The 15686-nt window shown below is 50.9% G+C and carries 12 protein-coding genes; 5 read left to right on the forward strand and 7 right to left on the reverse strand.

From position 1 onward, the window contains the following. The first annotated feature begins 384 nt into the window (after positions 1-384). Together METMA_RS25585 and METMA_RS0100015 are read left to right on the forward strand one after the other, a co-directional pair. Positions 385-1587: an RHS repeat-associated core domain-containing protein gene (locus tag METMA_RS25585; RefSeq protein ID WP_020156997.1), complete on the forward strand. Its 1203-nt coding sequence runs from the start codon at positions 385-387 to the stop codon at positions 1585-1587. Positions 1588-1604: 17 nt separating this feature from the next. Continuing rightward, positions 1605-1976 carry a hypothetical protein gene (locus tag METMA_RS0100015; RefSeq protein WP_020156998.1) on the forward strand — a complete coding sequence of 124 codons (372 nt, stop codon included), beginning with the start codon at positions 1605-1607 and terminating at the stop codon, positions 1974-1976. Positions 1977-2214: 238 nt separating this feature from the next. Here the strand turns inward: METMA_RS0100015 and METMA_RS23550 are convergent, their stop codons facing one another. Beyond that, positions 2215-2676 (reverse strand): HNH endonuclease family protein, encoded by a 462-nt coding sequence (locus METMA_RS23550; RefSeq protein WP_156830413.1) that lies wholly within the window; start codon positions 2674-2676, stop codon positions 2215-2217. A gap of 151 nt (positions 2677-2827) precedes the next feature. Here METMA_RS23550 and METMA_RS0100025 point away from each other — a divergent pair, with 151 nt between their 5' ends. The 3 genes from METMA_RS0100025 (at position 2828) to METMA_RS26775 (ending at position 4881) form a co-directional block, all read left to right on the forward strand. Beyond that, on the forward strand, positions 2828-3274 hold the full coding sequence (locus METMA_RS0100025) for a hypothetical protein (protein ID WP_156830414.1): 447 nt from the start codon (positions 2828-2830) through the stop codon (positions 3272-3274). Between the two features lie 985 nt (positions 3275-4259). After that, positions 4260-4613, forward strand: coding sequence for a hypothetical protein (locus tag METMA_RS26770; protein WP_156830415.1), 354 nt, complete (start codon positions 4260-4262; stop codon positions 4611-4613). Positions 4614-4638: 25 nt separating this feature from the next. Continuing rightward, positions 4639-4881 carry a hypothetical protein gene (locus METMA_RS26775; RefSeq protein WP_156830416.1) on the forward strand — a complete coding sequence of 81 codons (243 nt, stop codon included), beginning with the start codon at positions 4639-4641 and terminating at the stop codon, positions 4879-4881. Between the two features lie 148 nt (positions 4882-5029). Here METMA_RS26775 and METMA_RS0100030 read toward each other — a convergent pair whose 3' ends face one another. From METMA_RS0100030 to hsdR, 6 genes are all read right to left on the reverse strand, one after another. Next, entirely contained in the window at positions 5030-5677 is a 648-nt protein-coding gene (locus METMA_RS0100030) for a DUF4276 family protein (protein WP_020157001.1), read from the reverse strand. Beyond that, a complete protein-coding gene (locus METMA_RS0100035) occupies positions 5674-6765 on the reverse strand; it encodes an AAA family ATPase (protein WP_020157002.1) in 1092 nt (363 codons plus the stop codon). The genes METMA_RS0100030 and METMA_RS0100035 overlap by 4 nt, the downstream gene beginning before the upstream one ends. A 353-nt stretch (positions 6766-7118) precedes the next feature. Next, complete coding sequence (locus tag METMA_RS0100040; protein ID WP_020157003.1) at positions 7119-8435, reverse strand: restriction endonuclease subunit S; 1317 nt, start codon at positions 8433-8435, stop codon at positions 7119-7121. Further along, positions 8435-10078, reverse strand: a complete 1644-nt coding sequence (locus METMA_RS0100045; RefSeq protein WP_020157004.1) for a class I SAM-dependent DNA methyltransferase — start codon at positions 10076-10078, stop codon at positions 8435-8437. The genes METMA_RS0100040 and METMA_RS0100045 overlap by 1 nt, the downstream gene beginning before the upstream one ends. 27 nt (positions 10079-10105) lie before the next feature. After that, positions 10106-11233, reverse strand: a complete 1128-nt coding sequence (gene fic, locus METMA_RS0100050; RefSeq protein WP_020157005.1) for a protein adenylyltransferase Fic — start codon at positions 11231-11233, stop codon at positions 10106-10108. 525 nt (positions 11234-11758) lie between these two features. Next, positions 11759-15283, reverse strand: coding sequence for a type I restriction-modification system endonuclease (gene hsdR / locus METMA_RS0100055; protein WP_020157006.1), 3525 nt, complete (start codon positions 15281-15283; stop codon positions 11759-11761). Positions 15284-15686: the final 403 nt, after the last annotated feature.

A 15686-nucleotide genomic window follows, 5' to 3' on the forward strand; every position in this document is an offset into this window, starting at 1 on the left:
GCTTTTAATCAATACAGCGAACGGCTCAGTAAAAATTCTTGATCAATGCAAAGGCCTGTTAGTTCCAATAAGTGTTAGCAACAGCGGAGAAGTAGAATTTGAATGGAGGGAAAAAGGAGTGAAGGAAATAAGAGTTAGGGCGTAACCTGCAGAGAACGGGGTCAGAGAACGGGGTCAGGTCTTGCAGTCCAACATTTTTTGGTGTGAAGCTCGTGACTCAACATGCCCGAAAGCCAGTCATTTACCATGATTCCATTCATATGCCTTGACATGGCTGTATGATGGATGACTTGCAAGGTGGATTTGCTTTGGCAATCCACCAACAAATGAAGTCTTAAAGCCATGATGTTCCGCGATATTACCGAACCTGCCTGAAATGGCGGTTTGCTGCGCGAAACCGCCCTACCTGGCTTGGACAACACGGTCAGCGAGTTCAGCTACGACCCGCTCGGCTGCCTGACCCGCGCCCACAACAGCCACGCGCAGCTACGGTTCCAGTACAATCCCCTCGGCCAGGTCATCAGCGAAAGCCAGGCCGGCCGACTCACTACCCGCTACGCCTACGACAGCGACAACCGCCTGATCCGGGCCGAAACGCCCGACGGCGTCAGCCAGTACCGCTACGACCCGCTGGGCCGACGTATCGCCAAGGTCACGCCCGAGGGCGAGACGCGCTTCGCCTATGACGGTGCGCGACTGTTGCAGGAAACCCGGGCGGAGCGGTGCCGGACCTATCTGTTCGAGCCCGGCGGCTTCCGGCCCTTGGCCTGCATCGACCAGGCCGGCGGCGCGGCCTCACAGGTCTATTACTACCACCTGGATCATCTGGGCACACCGCGCGAGCTGACCGATACGACTGGGAAAATCGTCTGGTCGGCCCGCTACCGGGCTTATGGTTCGCTGGCCCTGGCCGATGTGGCCGACATCGATAATCCGCTGCGGTTTCAGGGGCAGTATTTTGATGCCGAGACGGGGCTGCATTACAATCTGCACCGGTATTATGATCCCCAGGCGGGGCGATTCATCCATCAGGATCCGATAGGGCTGGCCGGCGGCCTCAATCCTTATCAATATGTGCCTAATCCTACTGGGTGGGTTGATCCATTCGGATTAACATGTAAGGAAAATACATGGAACGAGTTCCAAAAGCATCACAAGAGACAATTCGGTAATTCAACCGAAGCAGCGGCGGCTTATAAATCGCTTATTGATAAGCAATCTCCCTGGCCAATTGAATTCGAACCTCCAGAAGCAACATTAATTCCGGGTACTAAGATGAACATGGCAATGAGCCCCGGCCAAGCTTCTTCGCGACCAGGCGGATTTGCTACTTTTGATGATATCCAAAATGTGGATTATGTTAGGAATGAATTAGCCGTTAAAGAAGCTTGGAAGCCAAGCATTGATCGGGTTGTGACATATGAAGTCACACAACCTTTACCGGTTAGGATTGGACCGGTTGGTCCTCAGATTGATCAAGGGATGGGCAAGTATCTACCAGGTGGTGGTTCGCAAGTTGAGATGATGGTAAATCCTGTCGATCGCATGAACTATCTCAAAGTGATTGATGAGCAACCAATAGAATAAAATAGAGTATTTTAATTATGCCAACAATTGAAAATTTTGATGTCAATAAGACGGAAGGAATGCTCCACTGGAATTTTTTGAGCCGGCAAGTTTCCGTTGCTGTTAAAAATATTGATCAAGCATTAGCTGATGATGTGCATAAAGTGATTGTCGTGTTATCTGATGCTGATAAGTTGCCAAAATCTCTATCGGTGTTTTCAGGTGATGGTGAAGAACTCTTTAGAATAACATCGTCGTCTGAACTTCATTTTTACTACTTATCTGAACATCCAGAGTTGGGCGTTTCTGTTGTTTGCGTTTTTCCAGATCCTGTCGACGGATGGAGAGACTGGCATTTTGGTATCGATTTTCAAAAGAAGGAACTCTTCAGGCACTGCCCTGCCTATTGAACCAACATAATGGCCGTATGATGGATGACTTGCAAGGTGGATTTGCCTTGGCAATCCACCAACAAACGGCGTCTTAAAACCGTCATGTTCCGCAATGTTACCGGACCTGTTTGAAATGGCGGTTTGCTGCGCGAAACCGCCCTACCTGGCTGCCATAATTGCTAGCCAAACTGCTATGTCTTTTCCTATTTTCGAGAAGATGGAATGTCTGTCGATAACAATATCTCGTTAGAGTGAATTACCCAACATAGCCAGACTGTAGTAAGTGTTGTTCGGCTTCATGACCCAGGTAGCTGCGTATTGAGCTAAAAAAAGCGGGCCAGTGTTGTTTACCATCTTTACGAAGCTGGGCTTGCGCTAGTTGTTGTCTTGCCATACCGATATCTATACCAGTTTGAAGCCGAAGTCTCATCTGAGTATTCAAATGATCGAGAGCTGCTTTGCGTAGACGAGTGAGTCGAGTGGCATTTAACCGCAATTCGGTAATGGTGTTTTGCGCCTGTTCGGATGCGATGCCTGCTCGGGCGCAACTATTGGCATTGACAGTTAATTCGCCCGATGAACGGTTACAGCTAAACAATGCGGGAAATGCCGGGAGTTGTAACGGATTGAGGACAGGTTTTCCCGGCATGGGGTGAGCCTGAAGTCCTTCTTCGCATACCAACATCAGCTTTAGATAATGCAGTTGTTCCAAGGCCATTAGGTGAAAGCCTTTCTGTTGGTTGGGAACCATTCACTGAGTTTTATCCTGCTGCTGGTTCTGGTGGAATCCGTCAATTTATGGGTACAACTAAGACTTGGAGTGATGATTGGGTCATACCGCTTAAACAGGAGTAATGGAGATTCGGGTTGTGAATGATTTGCAAATATTGATGAAAAAAATAATTGATTTACGGGACAATCGGCTTAATGTTGATGCATTTCAATCTTGGGTTACTGCTTCACGTGAATTGCTTTCAAAGAAAATTCCTCAAGGTGTTTTATTAAAACTGAAGCACGGGGATATGGGAAAAATAATGTCTGCCTCAATTGGTATTCTTCCTAGTTGCACTAAGTGCGATCAGATATTTGGTAAAGGGGAGTTTACAAGCCGTGCTGAACATGCTGCTTGCTCAATTGCTGTAGAGAAGGCTCTCCAAAATGGCATTCTTGTGAGAGTGAATAAGCCAGCTTGGTATAAGCCAAAGCCTGGGCAACTTGGGCCAGATGCGTATTATCAGTGTTCTTCTTGTGGTTCTATATGGAATTTGGTTGAGCCAGAAAGGCACTGTAATGGATTGTGGGATCGGATTGCTTAACCCAAAATGAGCAGAGCCATAGGATGGGAAGAACGGGGTCATGGGAAGAGCCATAGGATGCGCTGAGGCACGAAGCGCATCATTCGAGTAACCATCAGACAGATCAATGACTGACTACGGGAAGAACGGGGTCATCAGGTCTTGCATGGCCGTATGATGGATGACTTGTAAGGTGGATTTGCCTTGGCAACCCACCAACAAACGGCGTCTTAAAGCCATGATGTTCCGCGATATTACCGGACCTGCCTGAAATGGCGGTTTGCTGCGCGAAACCGCCCTACCTGGCTAAAAGCTATCGAGAGCGGTTCTTCTGAAAGCGATGTTCATAAGCTTGCAAATAAACTATTAAATTGTGCGAGAGGGTATATGGAAACGTCTAGTAACTATCAACAAGATTTCCTTAATGAAATTGGGAAAACAGAAAAGATAGTGAAACAATTGTTGACATAACTTATGCAGATAGCCACGGAACGGCAATAGCTGCAATAGGTTCAGGCCTTACAATTTTACATTCATCTGATATTTTTCAGCATATCCGGCTATCCATGTCATGAAAAATGTAAGGCCTGACCCTGCTCCCAGTATTTTATCGGATAAATAAAAATGCACTTAAGAAATGACTATCCGTATAACGAGGCTCTAGACGATTTGGTAGCGTTCTTTAAACTTCGAATCAAAAATGATTTTAGAAAAAAAGAACTGCTGGGCTATTTAGAGAAATGCAGGAGAGAAAAAACGGTAACGTTCAGGTATATATGAAAAATTCATTGTATATACCAATGAAAGTAAGGATTACAAAAAACTTACGGTCAAAGATAAAGAAATGATTGACGATCTATTTCATTTTTGGGGATAAAAATTAAAAACAAGGGCAATTTGATATGGCCATATGATGGCTGACTTCTAAGATGGATTTACCTTGACAAACCACCAACAAACGGGGCCTTAAAACTATAATGTTCCGAGATATTAATGGTCTGTCTGAATGGCGGTTCGCCACGCGAAATCAAACCAGGTAGGTTGGTTGGTTTTAAAATCAGAAAGTGACGCCGATTGGTGTCGATGGATTGATAGAGTTGGGGAAAATTATAAGAATTACGCCGGAAGAGCAAATATGACTTATAACCGGAAATACATTGAATTAGAACCTAACCAAAAACAAGGCTACCCCATAGGCAAGAACATTTATTACGAATGCTTAATTTGTGGTGCAATCGTGGAGTCTAGACCAGAACATTTTGCAGAATGCAAATGCCAAAATATTACTGTTGATACTGCTGCTGGAAGACTTTCAGTAACTGATCCTACAAAATTTAGAGTTTTTAAAGATAGGCCATGATTTAAAACTGTTGCTCAAGGCAAAAATGAATATTGTAAGTCAAGAACCTTGGAATTATACGTTATATGAAATAGATGGTAGCTTGGTTTTATCTGTTTTATGTGGCAGTGTCGGGCTGTTTCAATTAAATATTCCATTAACAGAAAGTGAGTCAGATAATGTAAAAAATGACACAGATGCTTTGAAGTCTATGGTTAATAAAATTAGAAATAAGCCGAATTTTTATAGTGGTAGATCAATAAAAATTGAGAAGAACCATAACCCGTAAGGCGTATTAATGGCCGTATGGCGGATGTTTCGTATGGTGGATTTGCCTTGGCAATCCACCAACAAGCGGAGCCTTAAAGCCGTAATGTTCTGCTATGCAGCCGGCCTGCTTGAAATGGCGGTTTGCTGCGTAAAACCGCCCTACCTGGCTATAATGCGGCGATTTGCTCAAGCCAACGATTGAAATGAGGGCATTTAGCACGAATGATATCCAGGCCGATATCTTCGGCGACAATTGGGCCATGAGCGGTTTTTTTATATCTGGGTACGTGTTGCACAATGCGTTTGGAGGGTGCTGTCTGCTCTCCTTCATTGATTTCCTCAGGACTACTAAAACTGTCAGCAATTTGCCTTAGTTGACCTACGGGCACATCATCCAACCATTCAGCCATTTTTTCAGGCTGGCAAAATAAAATGGCTTCGAACTCGTGTAACATTAAAAAAGGCACAAAGTTATGACGGCCGATATCTGTTGCCATTCTTTCTTGCAAGTAATTTACTTTGTCATAACAGTCTCGCAGACCTGAATAGGACTCATCTTGTCGGCCGGGAGCGTCTTTTGGAAATTTATAAAAATCAATCAATGTCGTTATCCAGCAATGGCTGTCATCTTTACACAGCTTGTCAATCTGGTGACGTATTTTCGCGTAACTGACTATGCCGCCTTTATGGCCTGGGCTTGTTTGCGCCAGTATGGCTGTTAAATAAATGCCCTGACCAGCAAAGTAAGGGTCCAATACATCACGGACAAAGGTTTCTTCAGTTTGTCCTTCAACGAAAACCTTGATTCGTGTCATCGCTGCGGTCTCCCTCCGAGAATGTTTTTCTTCCATAGCTCGCCGAGGCTATAGTCTTCCAGCCATTCACCAAGCTCATCGTTATTTAATCTTTTAAAGGTGGATGCGCCTTGATGTTTGTCCACGACGATAAGGTCTTCCGCATCAAACTGATTGACCAGCTCCACGGATTGGGTGGAGATAATTAACTGATGCTCGCTGCTGGCGCTTTTGATTAAATCCGCCAATACATTGATAGCATAGGGATGCAGGCCCAGCTCAGGTTCATCCACAATAATGGCGCTGGGCATATAGTTCTCCGGTTGCAGCATTACGGTCGCCAACAAAATAAAGCGCAAGGTGCCGTCCGACAGCTCGCTGGCTTTAAAAGGGATATCCTGTTCTTTTTCTGTCCACTCCAACTGGATAAAATCCGGGTTATCCGGCGTCGGGCGCAGATAAAAATCCCCAAAAAACGGCGCAACCAGTTGAATGGTTTTCACAATCCGTTTGTAATGACTGGCATGGTGCTTTTGCAGACGGAACAGAAACGCAGCCAGATTCGCGCCATTCTCTCTCAGAAAGTCGTTATCGTTGATGCGATGGGTTTGCTTTACTTTTGCACTGTCGCTGGTGTCATGGAAGTGGTACACCCGCCAGCGACGCATAATAGGTAAGGTATATTGTTTAATGCCTGTTTTATGTTGATCTGCTTGCGATTCAAAATGGCCTGAAGATACACCTTTATCACCGCTCATGTTCCACCATAAGGCTTCGCGCTGAAACATCATGCGGTTGTCATTGGTCGGCTCCAGCGTAAATTTATAGCCGTTATTGCCGAAATACAGTTCAGCGCTCAAAGCTTCGGTTTTCTTGCGGCCGAAATGCAATAGGGTATCGGGCCCGCCGGATTTTCCCACCAGCGATTGTAAACGCTGATCCAGAAGCACCGCTATCAACCGGAAAAAGCCGATGAAGTTGGACTTGCCGGCGCCGTTGGCGCCGATCAGCACATTGAGGCAGCCCATTTCCAGCTCGCACTTCGCTATGGATTTGTACCCTTCAATGACAATCTTGCTTAATTGATCACTAGTATTTACTGGTTTCATGCTGTTGCCTTTTCCGGTTTGGGCTGCTTAGGAGTTGGACTCAAATTAGTTCCCGAAAGCTTGCTCATCGTTCCTGCGCTCTGCTTGGAATGCATCTTGAACCGCTGAGCGCCCTGGGATGGATCCCCACGCAGAGCATCACTGCCATTAAGTTAAGAATAGCACCGTCGTTCCGGCAGAGCCTGCCCCAGTCAGGGATTGCCGGGGGATTGCCGGAACCCAGAAGCCATGGATGGCAAACCAAAAGCACATCCCTGTGCACTGGATACCGGCAATCCATGCCGGTATGACGTCTTAACTTAATGACAGTGACGCAGAGCATGGGAACCCTATGAATGAGCTGATAAACGTTGTCATGCTGTTATTTTCCGCGCCTGGATTTTCTTTTCCGGCTTGATGGCTTCACGTTCCGCTTTGATTTTTTCCAGCAACGCTTCGGCGCTGTTGTCGCCGCTGATCAGGTCGGGGTTGTCTTTGCGCCATTGCTCGGTGAGTTCGCCTCGGAAGGCTTTGGCGAGGATGGATTGGGTCAGGTTGTTGACCCGCGCCAGGGCGTTTTGCACTTGCTGTTCGATGGTATCGGCATAGGCGAACAGTTGTTTGACACGGCGGGCGATTTCGGTTTGTTCTTTTCGGGTAGGAACATTAATTTCAAAGTTCCTAAGATTGTTTAAAGAAACAGTTTTTTGTGCAGTTCCAGTTGCTACTTCTTCAGCATGTTTAAAAACGGTTGGAGAACCCAAGTAAATAGATAAGAATTTGAAATCAACTATTTCATGGTTAGGCTTAATAATTGCGATATGTCGTTGAAAACAGAATGGCTCATCAGTATTAACGATTACTGGTATACCAAATGATCCTGTTACTGTGTAAAGAATGTCTCCATTCTCTGGTTTACGAATAGCTTTGAGCGAATTGTAATAGTCAGTCGGAACCCAGCGAGATACTTCGTCGAAGTTGATCAGTCTGTTGCTAACATTGGAAATTACTAAAAATGGTATGCCTTTATCTGCTCGTGGAGGAGCTTGATGATCACCATCGGAAATACTTCTACATAAATCCTTAAGAAGGCGGTTTTTCCACTCTCCAAGGCTATTTATTTCCCTCCACTCCTCCGTCAACTTCCCGCTCACCGCAGCGGTGAGGACGGATTGGCGGAAGCGTTTGAGGATTTGCAGGATGCGTTCGAGGCGGGCTTTGGTGCTTTCCACCTGTGCCAGCAGGATGTCGAGTTTATCGGCGATGACTTTTTGTTCGGCGAGCGGGGGGATGCCAAAATCAATTTCTTTTAAAAATTTAAAATGTCTAGAATAACCTTTGTCAGGAATATCCAAAGATTTAAGCTGATAAAACGCAAATCGTGGAATTAAGAATGGTAAAGGTTTCAGAATTTTCGTTCCATCAGCACCTGGTACAAAGCTAAAATCCACCCATTTTATGACTCGCGTATGGTCACCAAAAATACAAACAGGCTCTTTAACATCGATAATCTTACTTTTATCGTCAATGTATCCTGAAATATCATCTTGGCCTTGATCGATTACTGGGTAAACACCTTGTTTTTGGCACTCTTTAGTTTTGACCTTTTTTCCAGTAGTGGAAATTTGCTCAAATCCGTTTGTAGTTATGATGCTTGTCCACCCTTCCGGCAATGTTATCTCCTTCATCATCAATAATCACCCAACATCACTGCCAGCAAAGTCATTTGCGCATCCGCCTCGTCGCCCGCTCCCAGCTCCCGCATCAAGCCATCCAATTCCCCCACGGCCTGCACCAGTTCACTCATGGCTTCACCTGCGAGAACCGAAGGCTCGGGCAAATTGGCGGCATCGACGCTGTCTGCATCCTTCAGCCAGGCAATATCCAGCGAATCGCCCTTATGTTCGGCTATCCACTTGCGGCTGAAACAGCGCCAGCGGCTGTGGGCCAGGCGATCATCGACGCCCTGGTTTTCGTCGGTATTTGGCGCTTCAATTTTCTCGGCATTGAATGACCATTCGCCCTCCCGCCGGCTCGCCAGAATCTGCGCGAAGCCGTCGCCGGTATCATTAGCCCTTCCCTGTGCGTCATAGACTTTTTCAAACGGTTCCAGATGCTGCTCGCCAAACGGGGTTCGCTTGCCGAAGTTGGGCATGTTGGTGCGCAGGTCGTAGACCCAGACGCTTTCGGTGCAGTTTTCTTCCTGGTGTTTGTCGCCGGCAGAGCCCTTGCTGAAAAACAGCACGTTGGTTTTCACGCCCTGGGCGTAGAAGATGCCGGTGGGCAGGCGCAGAATGGTGTGCAGGTTGCACTTGTTCATCAGGTCGCGGCGCACCTCGGTGCCTGTGCCTGCTTCGAACAGCACGTTATCGGGCAATACCACGGCGGCGCGGCCGCCGGGTTTGAGGTTGCGGTAAATATGCTGCAAAAACGCCAGCTGCTTGTTGCTGGTTTTGTAGGTCAGGTCGTCGCGGGTGATGCTGGCTTCGCCGCCCTTGGCGGTGCCGAACGGCGGGTTGGCGAGGATGACATCGGCCCTGGCCAGTCCTGCGCCGGCCTGGCCCAAGGCATTGCCCAGATGCACGACGCCCTCGTCGTCGCCTTCCATGCCGTGCAGCAGGCAATTCATCAAGGCCAGACGGCGGGTGGAAGGCACTAGCTCGACGCCGGTGAAGGCTTTGTTTTTCTGGAACTGTTGCTGCTGGGCGTTCAGGTCGAACAGGTCGTCGGTCTGCTGTTTGATGTACTGGTCGGCGGCGATCAGGAAACCGGCGGTGCCGGCGGCCGGGTCCTGGATCAGTTCGCCGGCCTGCGGCTTGATGCAGCGCACCATGCTGTTGATCAGGGCGCGCGGGGTAAAGTACTGGCCCGCGCCGGATTTGGTCTCGGAGGCGTTTTTCTCCAGCAGGCCTTCGTACAGATCGCCCAGGCCGTCTTTTTTCGCGCTGAACCAGTCGATCCGGTCCAGGGTTTTGATCAGTTGTTCCAGGTGGCGCGGCTCGCGCAGGCGGGTTTGCGCGTCGGCGTAGATGGCGGCGATCAGCGGGTCTTCGTGGATGCCGTTGCCGTCGGCATCCTTGCCGGTGGACAGGCTCAGCAGGATGCGTTTGTAATCGTTGAGCAGGTTGATGCCGGACTTGCCGTTCAGGTCGGTCCAGCGGCAGCCTTCGGGCAGCGGGTGTTTTTTCAGCGTGCCGGCTTCGGTGTTTTCGTGCACCATCTTGATGAACAGCAACAGCACCAGCTCGGTGACGTAGTCGCTGTAGTTGATGCCGTCGTCGCGCAGTACGTCGCACAGGTTCCAGAGTTTTTGGACGATGTCGTTGTGGGTCATGCTATTCCTGATAAAAAAATCGGTTCGCTAGCCAATGCGGCTAGTGTCATTGGGGTATGGAGTAATCTCGTTGCTGTCCCGGCTCATCAAGCGCATCAGCTTGGGGTGGACAAAGAGTTTTTCCTTGCCCGCCTGCATCTCCTGCAGTACGCCGATCTCGGCCAGTTGCTTTAGATACACCGAGGCGGTCTGGCGTTGGGCGATATCGCGTTCAACCAGGTTGTTGATGCGGCAGTAGGGCTGCTCGAAGATCACTTGTATCAGTTCGTGGCTGTAAACTTTGGGCAGCTGCTGTTTGACGTAGCGGCTGGTGTGTTCCATCAATGCGCGAATGGCGGCGATTTTGCTGCAGGTCCAGCCGGACATTTGCTCGACGCCTTTGAGGATGAACAGTATCCAGTCCTGCCAATGGCCGCTGCTCGTCACTTGATTGAGTAAACGGTAATAATCCGCCTTGTGCTGCACGATGTAGCGGCTCAGGTACAGAATCGGCAAGGTGAGCAGTTGCCGCTCGATCAGATACAGAATATTGAGGATGCGGCCGGTGCGGCCATTGCCGTCATGGAAGGGGTGAATGGCTTCAAACTGATAATGGCTGACGGCCATTTTGATCAGCGGGTCGATGTCATCTTCGGCATGAATAAAGCGTTCCCAGTTGCTGAGCAGGTCACGGATCACAGCCTCGCCCGCAGGCGGGGTGTAGATAATGTCCCCTGTGCTTTGATTGCCGATCACGGTGCCCGGAATCTTGCGGATGTCCATCTCTATGCCTTTAAGGGTGCTGCAGACTTCAATGGCTGTCGCTGTGCAGAGCGGGCGCTGTGCGAGTTGCATAAAACCTTGATACAAGGCCGTGCGGTAGCGCAATGCCTCTTTGGTCGCCTGGTCGGCGCCGCTGTCTTCATGGGCAAACTGAAACAGCTTGTCCGTGGTGGTGACGATGTTTTCGATTTCGGAGCTGTCTTTTGCTTCCAGCAACGGCAGCAAATTAATCAGCAGTCCCTGGTCGGGCAGCAGTTCTCCGGCCTGTTTCAGTTCCGCCAAGGCTGCGCGCGCTGAGATGCAGGCTTTTAAAACTCCTAAGGTTTCTACCTGTTCGGTTGCGGGAGGGAGCAGCGGCAATGCGTTGTAGGGCTGATCGGCGCGCCAAGTCATGTTTAAAATCCTTTAAAATTTCGACACGTGATGCGTGGGTCGCCAGTATATGTCGATGCTGTCGACATAACAAGCGTTCATGTCGAAAAATGTTAAAAAAATCGACATGAAATGTTTTGCCTTATCGTTCCCATGCTCTGCGTGGGAACGCATTTCGAACCGCTCCGCGGTTCGGGACGCGGAGCGTCCTAAGCCGGGCTCCCACGCAGAGCGAGGGAGCCATATGTATAGATTTTCCTTATTTCTATGCCTATCCGAACAATATATATAGAAAACAGCATTATATATAGAAAACAGCATTTTTAAACATGACAAGATAAGGATGCTGGACTTATGCAAGTATGTGGGGGCGACTTCAGTCGCCTATTAATCCATGGGCGACTGAAGTCGCCCCCACATTTTTATAAACAGTTTCCCACGCGGGTCGGGGTTTGTAACCCCGACCTGAATGTTTCATTGGCGGGTTACGCGAAGCAACATTGACGGTTGTATGCACTCCCGCCGGAGCGCGGGAACAAGAAGTCACTAGGCTTGTTGCGGCCAGATGGCCTCGCCGAGTTCTTCCAATACCGTATCGAGCTGATTGGCCAGCACTTTATCCAGCTGTCTGGCGCCGCCGTGGTCGGCGAAACGGCTGTTCACGAACTCGCGGTCGATGATGACTTCGTGCACCAGTTGTTTGGACAGGCGTTCCAGCCATTTGCGCTGCGCCGGTTGCCAGTTGTGGCGGGTGTAGATCCGGTCCATCGCCTTCGCCACCCGCTGTTCGAACGGGATCAGCGGTTCGCCCAGGGCGGCGCGGCGGATATGGCCGATGATACTGGCGGCGATATCCTGGTTGGTCTGGTTGCGCACGGCGCTTTGCAGCCTGGCTTCGCTGAAGCCTGCGCCATCGAGCAGCAGTTTGATTTCCTTGAGCTGTTCGCGGGTGAGATCGCGGGGTTTGCTGACCACCACGGCCAGCGCCGCGGACTGGTTGAGCTGCTCCTTGATGAAGCGGCTGAAGCTGTCGAGGTAGTCTTCCGGCCGTTGATGGGCGCCGTAGCTCTGGCTGCGGTCACGGATTTCATCCGGGTGCTCGGAGATGATCGGCTGGCGCTCGCTGCCCAGCAGGGCGTTGACTTCCTCCAACTGATCGAGCAAGCCCGCATGCTGTTGAAGAAAGCGGGCGGCCTGCCTGGGGCCAAGCTCATGCAGATGCCTGTGCAGCGACTTGGGCTCGACGCCCCAGAGTTGCTGCAGTTCCGAAAGTTTTTGCTTGAGCGCCGGTTTGCTTTCCGACTTGTTCTCGGCCTTGCGCAGTATGCGCATCAGCTTTTGGCTGAGTTGGCTGAGCACCACATCGGCATGCGTTTCGCCTGCTTGTTCGCCGGGGCTGTTCAGCGCCTTTTCCAGCTGTTCCGGGTCGGCGAGCTCGTTTGCCAGCTGGTCTATCGTGATGTTCGGGTCCTTGACCAGCGGCTTCATCGTGTTCACGTCCTGCAGGGCGGCATAGATATCCACCGGATCGTAAATGCGGAAGACGGTTTTGCCGATTTCATCGCAGCGGCGGGTGGCGCGGCCGATCATCTGTTCATACAGAATGCGCGATTTCACCCGGCGCATGAATACCAGATGGCAGATTCTGGGTACGTCGATGCCGGTGGTGAGCAGGTCGACGGTGATGGCGATGTTGGGGTAGCGCTCGTTTTTATACTGGCGGATCAGTTGCTCCACCTTGTCGCTCTGGCCGGTGATCTTGGCGACGGCGGCCTGATTGTATTCGCCGTCGTAGAGGTCTTTGAAGGCGTCGTCCAGCAGGCGTTTGACCATGTCGGCATGCAGGTCGGTGGCGCAGAAGATCAGGGTTTTCTCGTCGCCGAAGGGGTCCAGTTCCTGCACCAACTGCTCGCAGATGACCCGGTTGAAATTTTCGTTGATCACCCGGCGGTTGAAGGCGTCCACGTCGAAATTCAGTTCATCTTCCAGTTCGGCGGTTTCGACCGCGCCGGTCTGGAGGTTGACGGCGCTGACCGTCTCGCCTTTTTCAAAGCGGATGCCTTGTTGCGTCAGCAGGGTTTCGTAGCGGATCGGCGGTTCATGGTCGATCAGCCAGTCGTCGGCGACGGCTTCGCGGTAGGAATAGATGTAGACCGGTTTGCCGAAGATGTCGCTGGTATGCTTTGCGGGGGTCGCGGTCAGGCCGACTTTGACCGCATCGAAATACTCCAGCACCCGGCGATAGGTCGACAGATACTGGCCGGCATCGCGGGTGGCCAGCTCGCCTTCGGTCATTTCCTGATCGAGCGTGTAGCCCCGGTGGGCTTCGTCGATGATGATGCAGTCGAACCGGTCGACAGGCGGCGGCGCATCCGACATGAAAATGCGCTTGACCATGGCCTGCACGGTGGCGACCTGCACGCGGGTTTCCGCTTCGGCGGCCATGTCGCCGAGTTCGGCCACATTGTAGATTTTGGACAGGGTCTGGTTTTGTTCCAGCGCGGCTTCGTTGAATACATCGATGGCCTGCCGGCCGAGCGCAGTCCTGTCCACCAGAAACAGAATGCGCCTGAAGCGTTCGGCTTTCAAAAAACGGTACATCAGGCCGATGACGGTGCGGGTTTTGCCCGTGCCCGTCGCCATCGCCAGCAAGGCCGTGCGGCTGTTGCGGGCCAGCGCCTGCTCGACGGCGGCGATGGCGTTGACCTGATAGTCGCGGAGCTTGAGGTAGGCGAATCCTTCCCGTCTGAGCGCTTCTTCCGCCTGCGCTTTGCTGCGTTTGAGCTGGTCCAGCAGGCCTTGCGGGGTATGGAAGTGCAAAAGCGCGCGTCGGGTATTGCCGGGATCGCGCACGTCGCGAAACCAGGTGCCGGATTGCTCCGCCAGTTGCGGAATGTAGGGGCGGCCATTGCAGGAATAAACGAAAGGCACTTTGTAGTGGCCGTCTTCCTCATCGGCCCAGGCTACGGTCCGGCCTGCCAGTTCCCAGGCGCCGATCATGGGCTGCGCAACGGTAAAGCCCTTGCTGTAGCGTTCCGCTTGCGGAATTTTACCCGCCACATTGGTGTTTTCTTTTTTGGCCTCAACCACGGCAATAGGCGTCAACCCGCAAAACAGCACGTAATCCGCACGTCCCCACTCGCCCTTGTGCTTAGTTGGCCATTCGGCGATGGCCTTGTTGGTCCCTTTTTCCGGACGAGCGCCGCGTTGGTAGGTCAGTTCCTGGCTGTCCGCTTCCCAGCCTGCTTCGGTCAGTTGCTGGTCGATCAGCAGGCGAGTGAGTTCTTCGTTTAAAACAATGTGCTGGCTGGCGGAATGGGTTTTGTTGGCGACTTTTTGTTTCTGCTCGCCAATGGCTTTGTCATCTTCCTGGGTGAGCCGGCTTTGCAGGGCTTTTAATTTGTTCTCGTAGTCTTGCTGCTGCGCTTTGAGAGCGGCTTCGTGCGCTTTGGCCTGCTCAGCCAACGCGCGGGATTCTTCATCCATGGCCACGGCCAGCGCTTCGAATTCCGCCTTTTCCCGCGCGATCAGATCGTTCAGTTGCTGGCTGGAGTCCAGCTGAATATTGGTCTCTGTCAGTTCATGCTTTAGCTTCTCGATTTCCGCCTGGAGCTGCCGGAGTTGAGTGCTTGGGTCGGACGGAGGGATGAAGGGCCCCGCTTTAAACGCCGTGCCCGATTTGCCGAATGACTGATGAAACCAGATGGCCAGAGCCCTGGCGACCTTCAGGCCGTCCAGGGCTTCTTTGTGCCGGGTTTTGAACTGGTGGGTGGCTTTGTTGCCTTCAATGCGGAGGGTATGGAACAGCTCGCGCACGACGGGTTCTAACTTCAGCTCGCGGTTGAGCCGGTACAGCAACTCGGCCTGACTGGTTTGCTCATTGAACTCGATGCCCGCCAGCGCGGCGATATGCCGGGCCAGCGCCTCACCGAGCTGGCGCAGCTTGATCAGGGTGGTATTGGGATCGCTTGAGAACGCTTTCTCGGCGGCGAAAGCGATTTGCGCGAACAGCGGATCGTGTTCCGCCAGGAAACCAAAATTGGTCGGCTCAGGATTTTCCGTGGGTTGCAAAGTACAGCCTCCCTTTAGTTGCTATTTCCATACCAGTCACTTAAACGTATTCCAGCTGCTTTATTTTGTTTGCCCAACGGGCCAGGTGACAGCGGATTATTGAACTCTCCGCATAATGCAATTATTTGTTATTGAATATTGAACACATTATCAACATTAACAGACATGGTAAATTATTTGAGTTGAAATGACATTTTTTCTGATCAATCGCCGTTAAAACTGATTAGGACGATAAGCATATCGATTGCGATCCGGTCGCCAACCTGATCGAAGGGCGGCGCGGCCAACAGTATAATGGCTGGCCGCTGATGGACGTATTTAAGGTTGCAGTACGGTGTCTGGATGTTTCGATGCTTCGGAGAAATTTATAGTGATATCAGGGCGTCTTTTTGAGCGCTGATTT

This window comes from Methylobacter marinus A45, from assembly GCF_000383855.1.
In the GTDB taxonomy this organism is placed as follows: Bacteria; Pseudomonadota; Gammaproteobacteria; order Methylococcales; family Methylomonadaceae; genus Methylobacter; species Methylobacter marinus.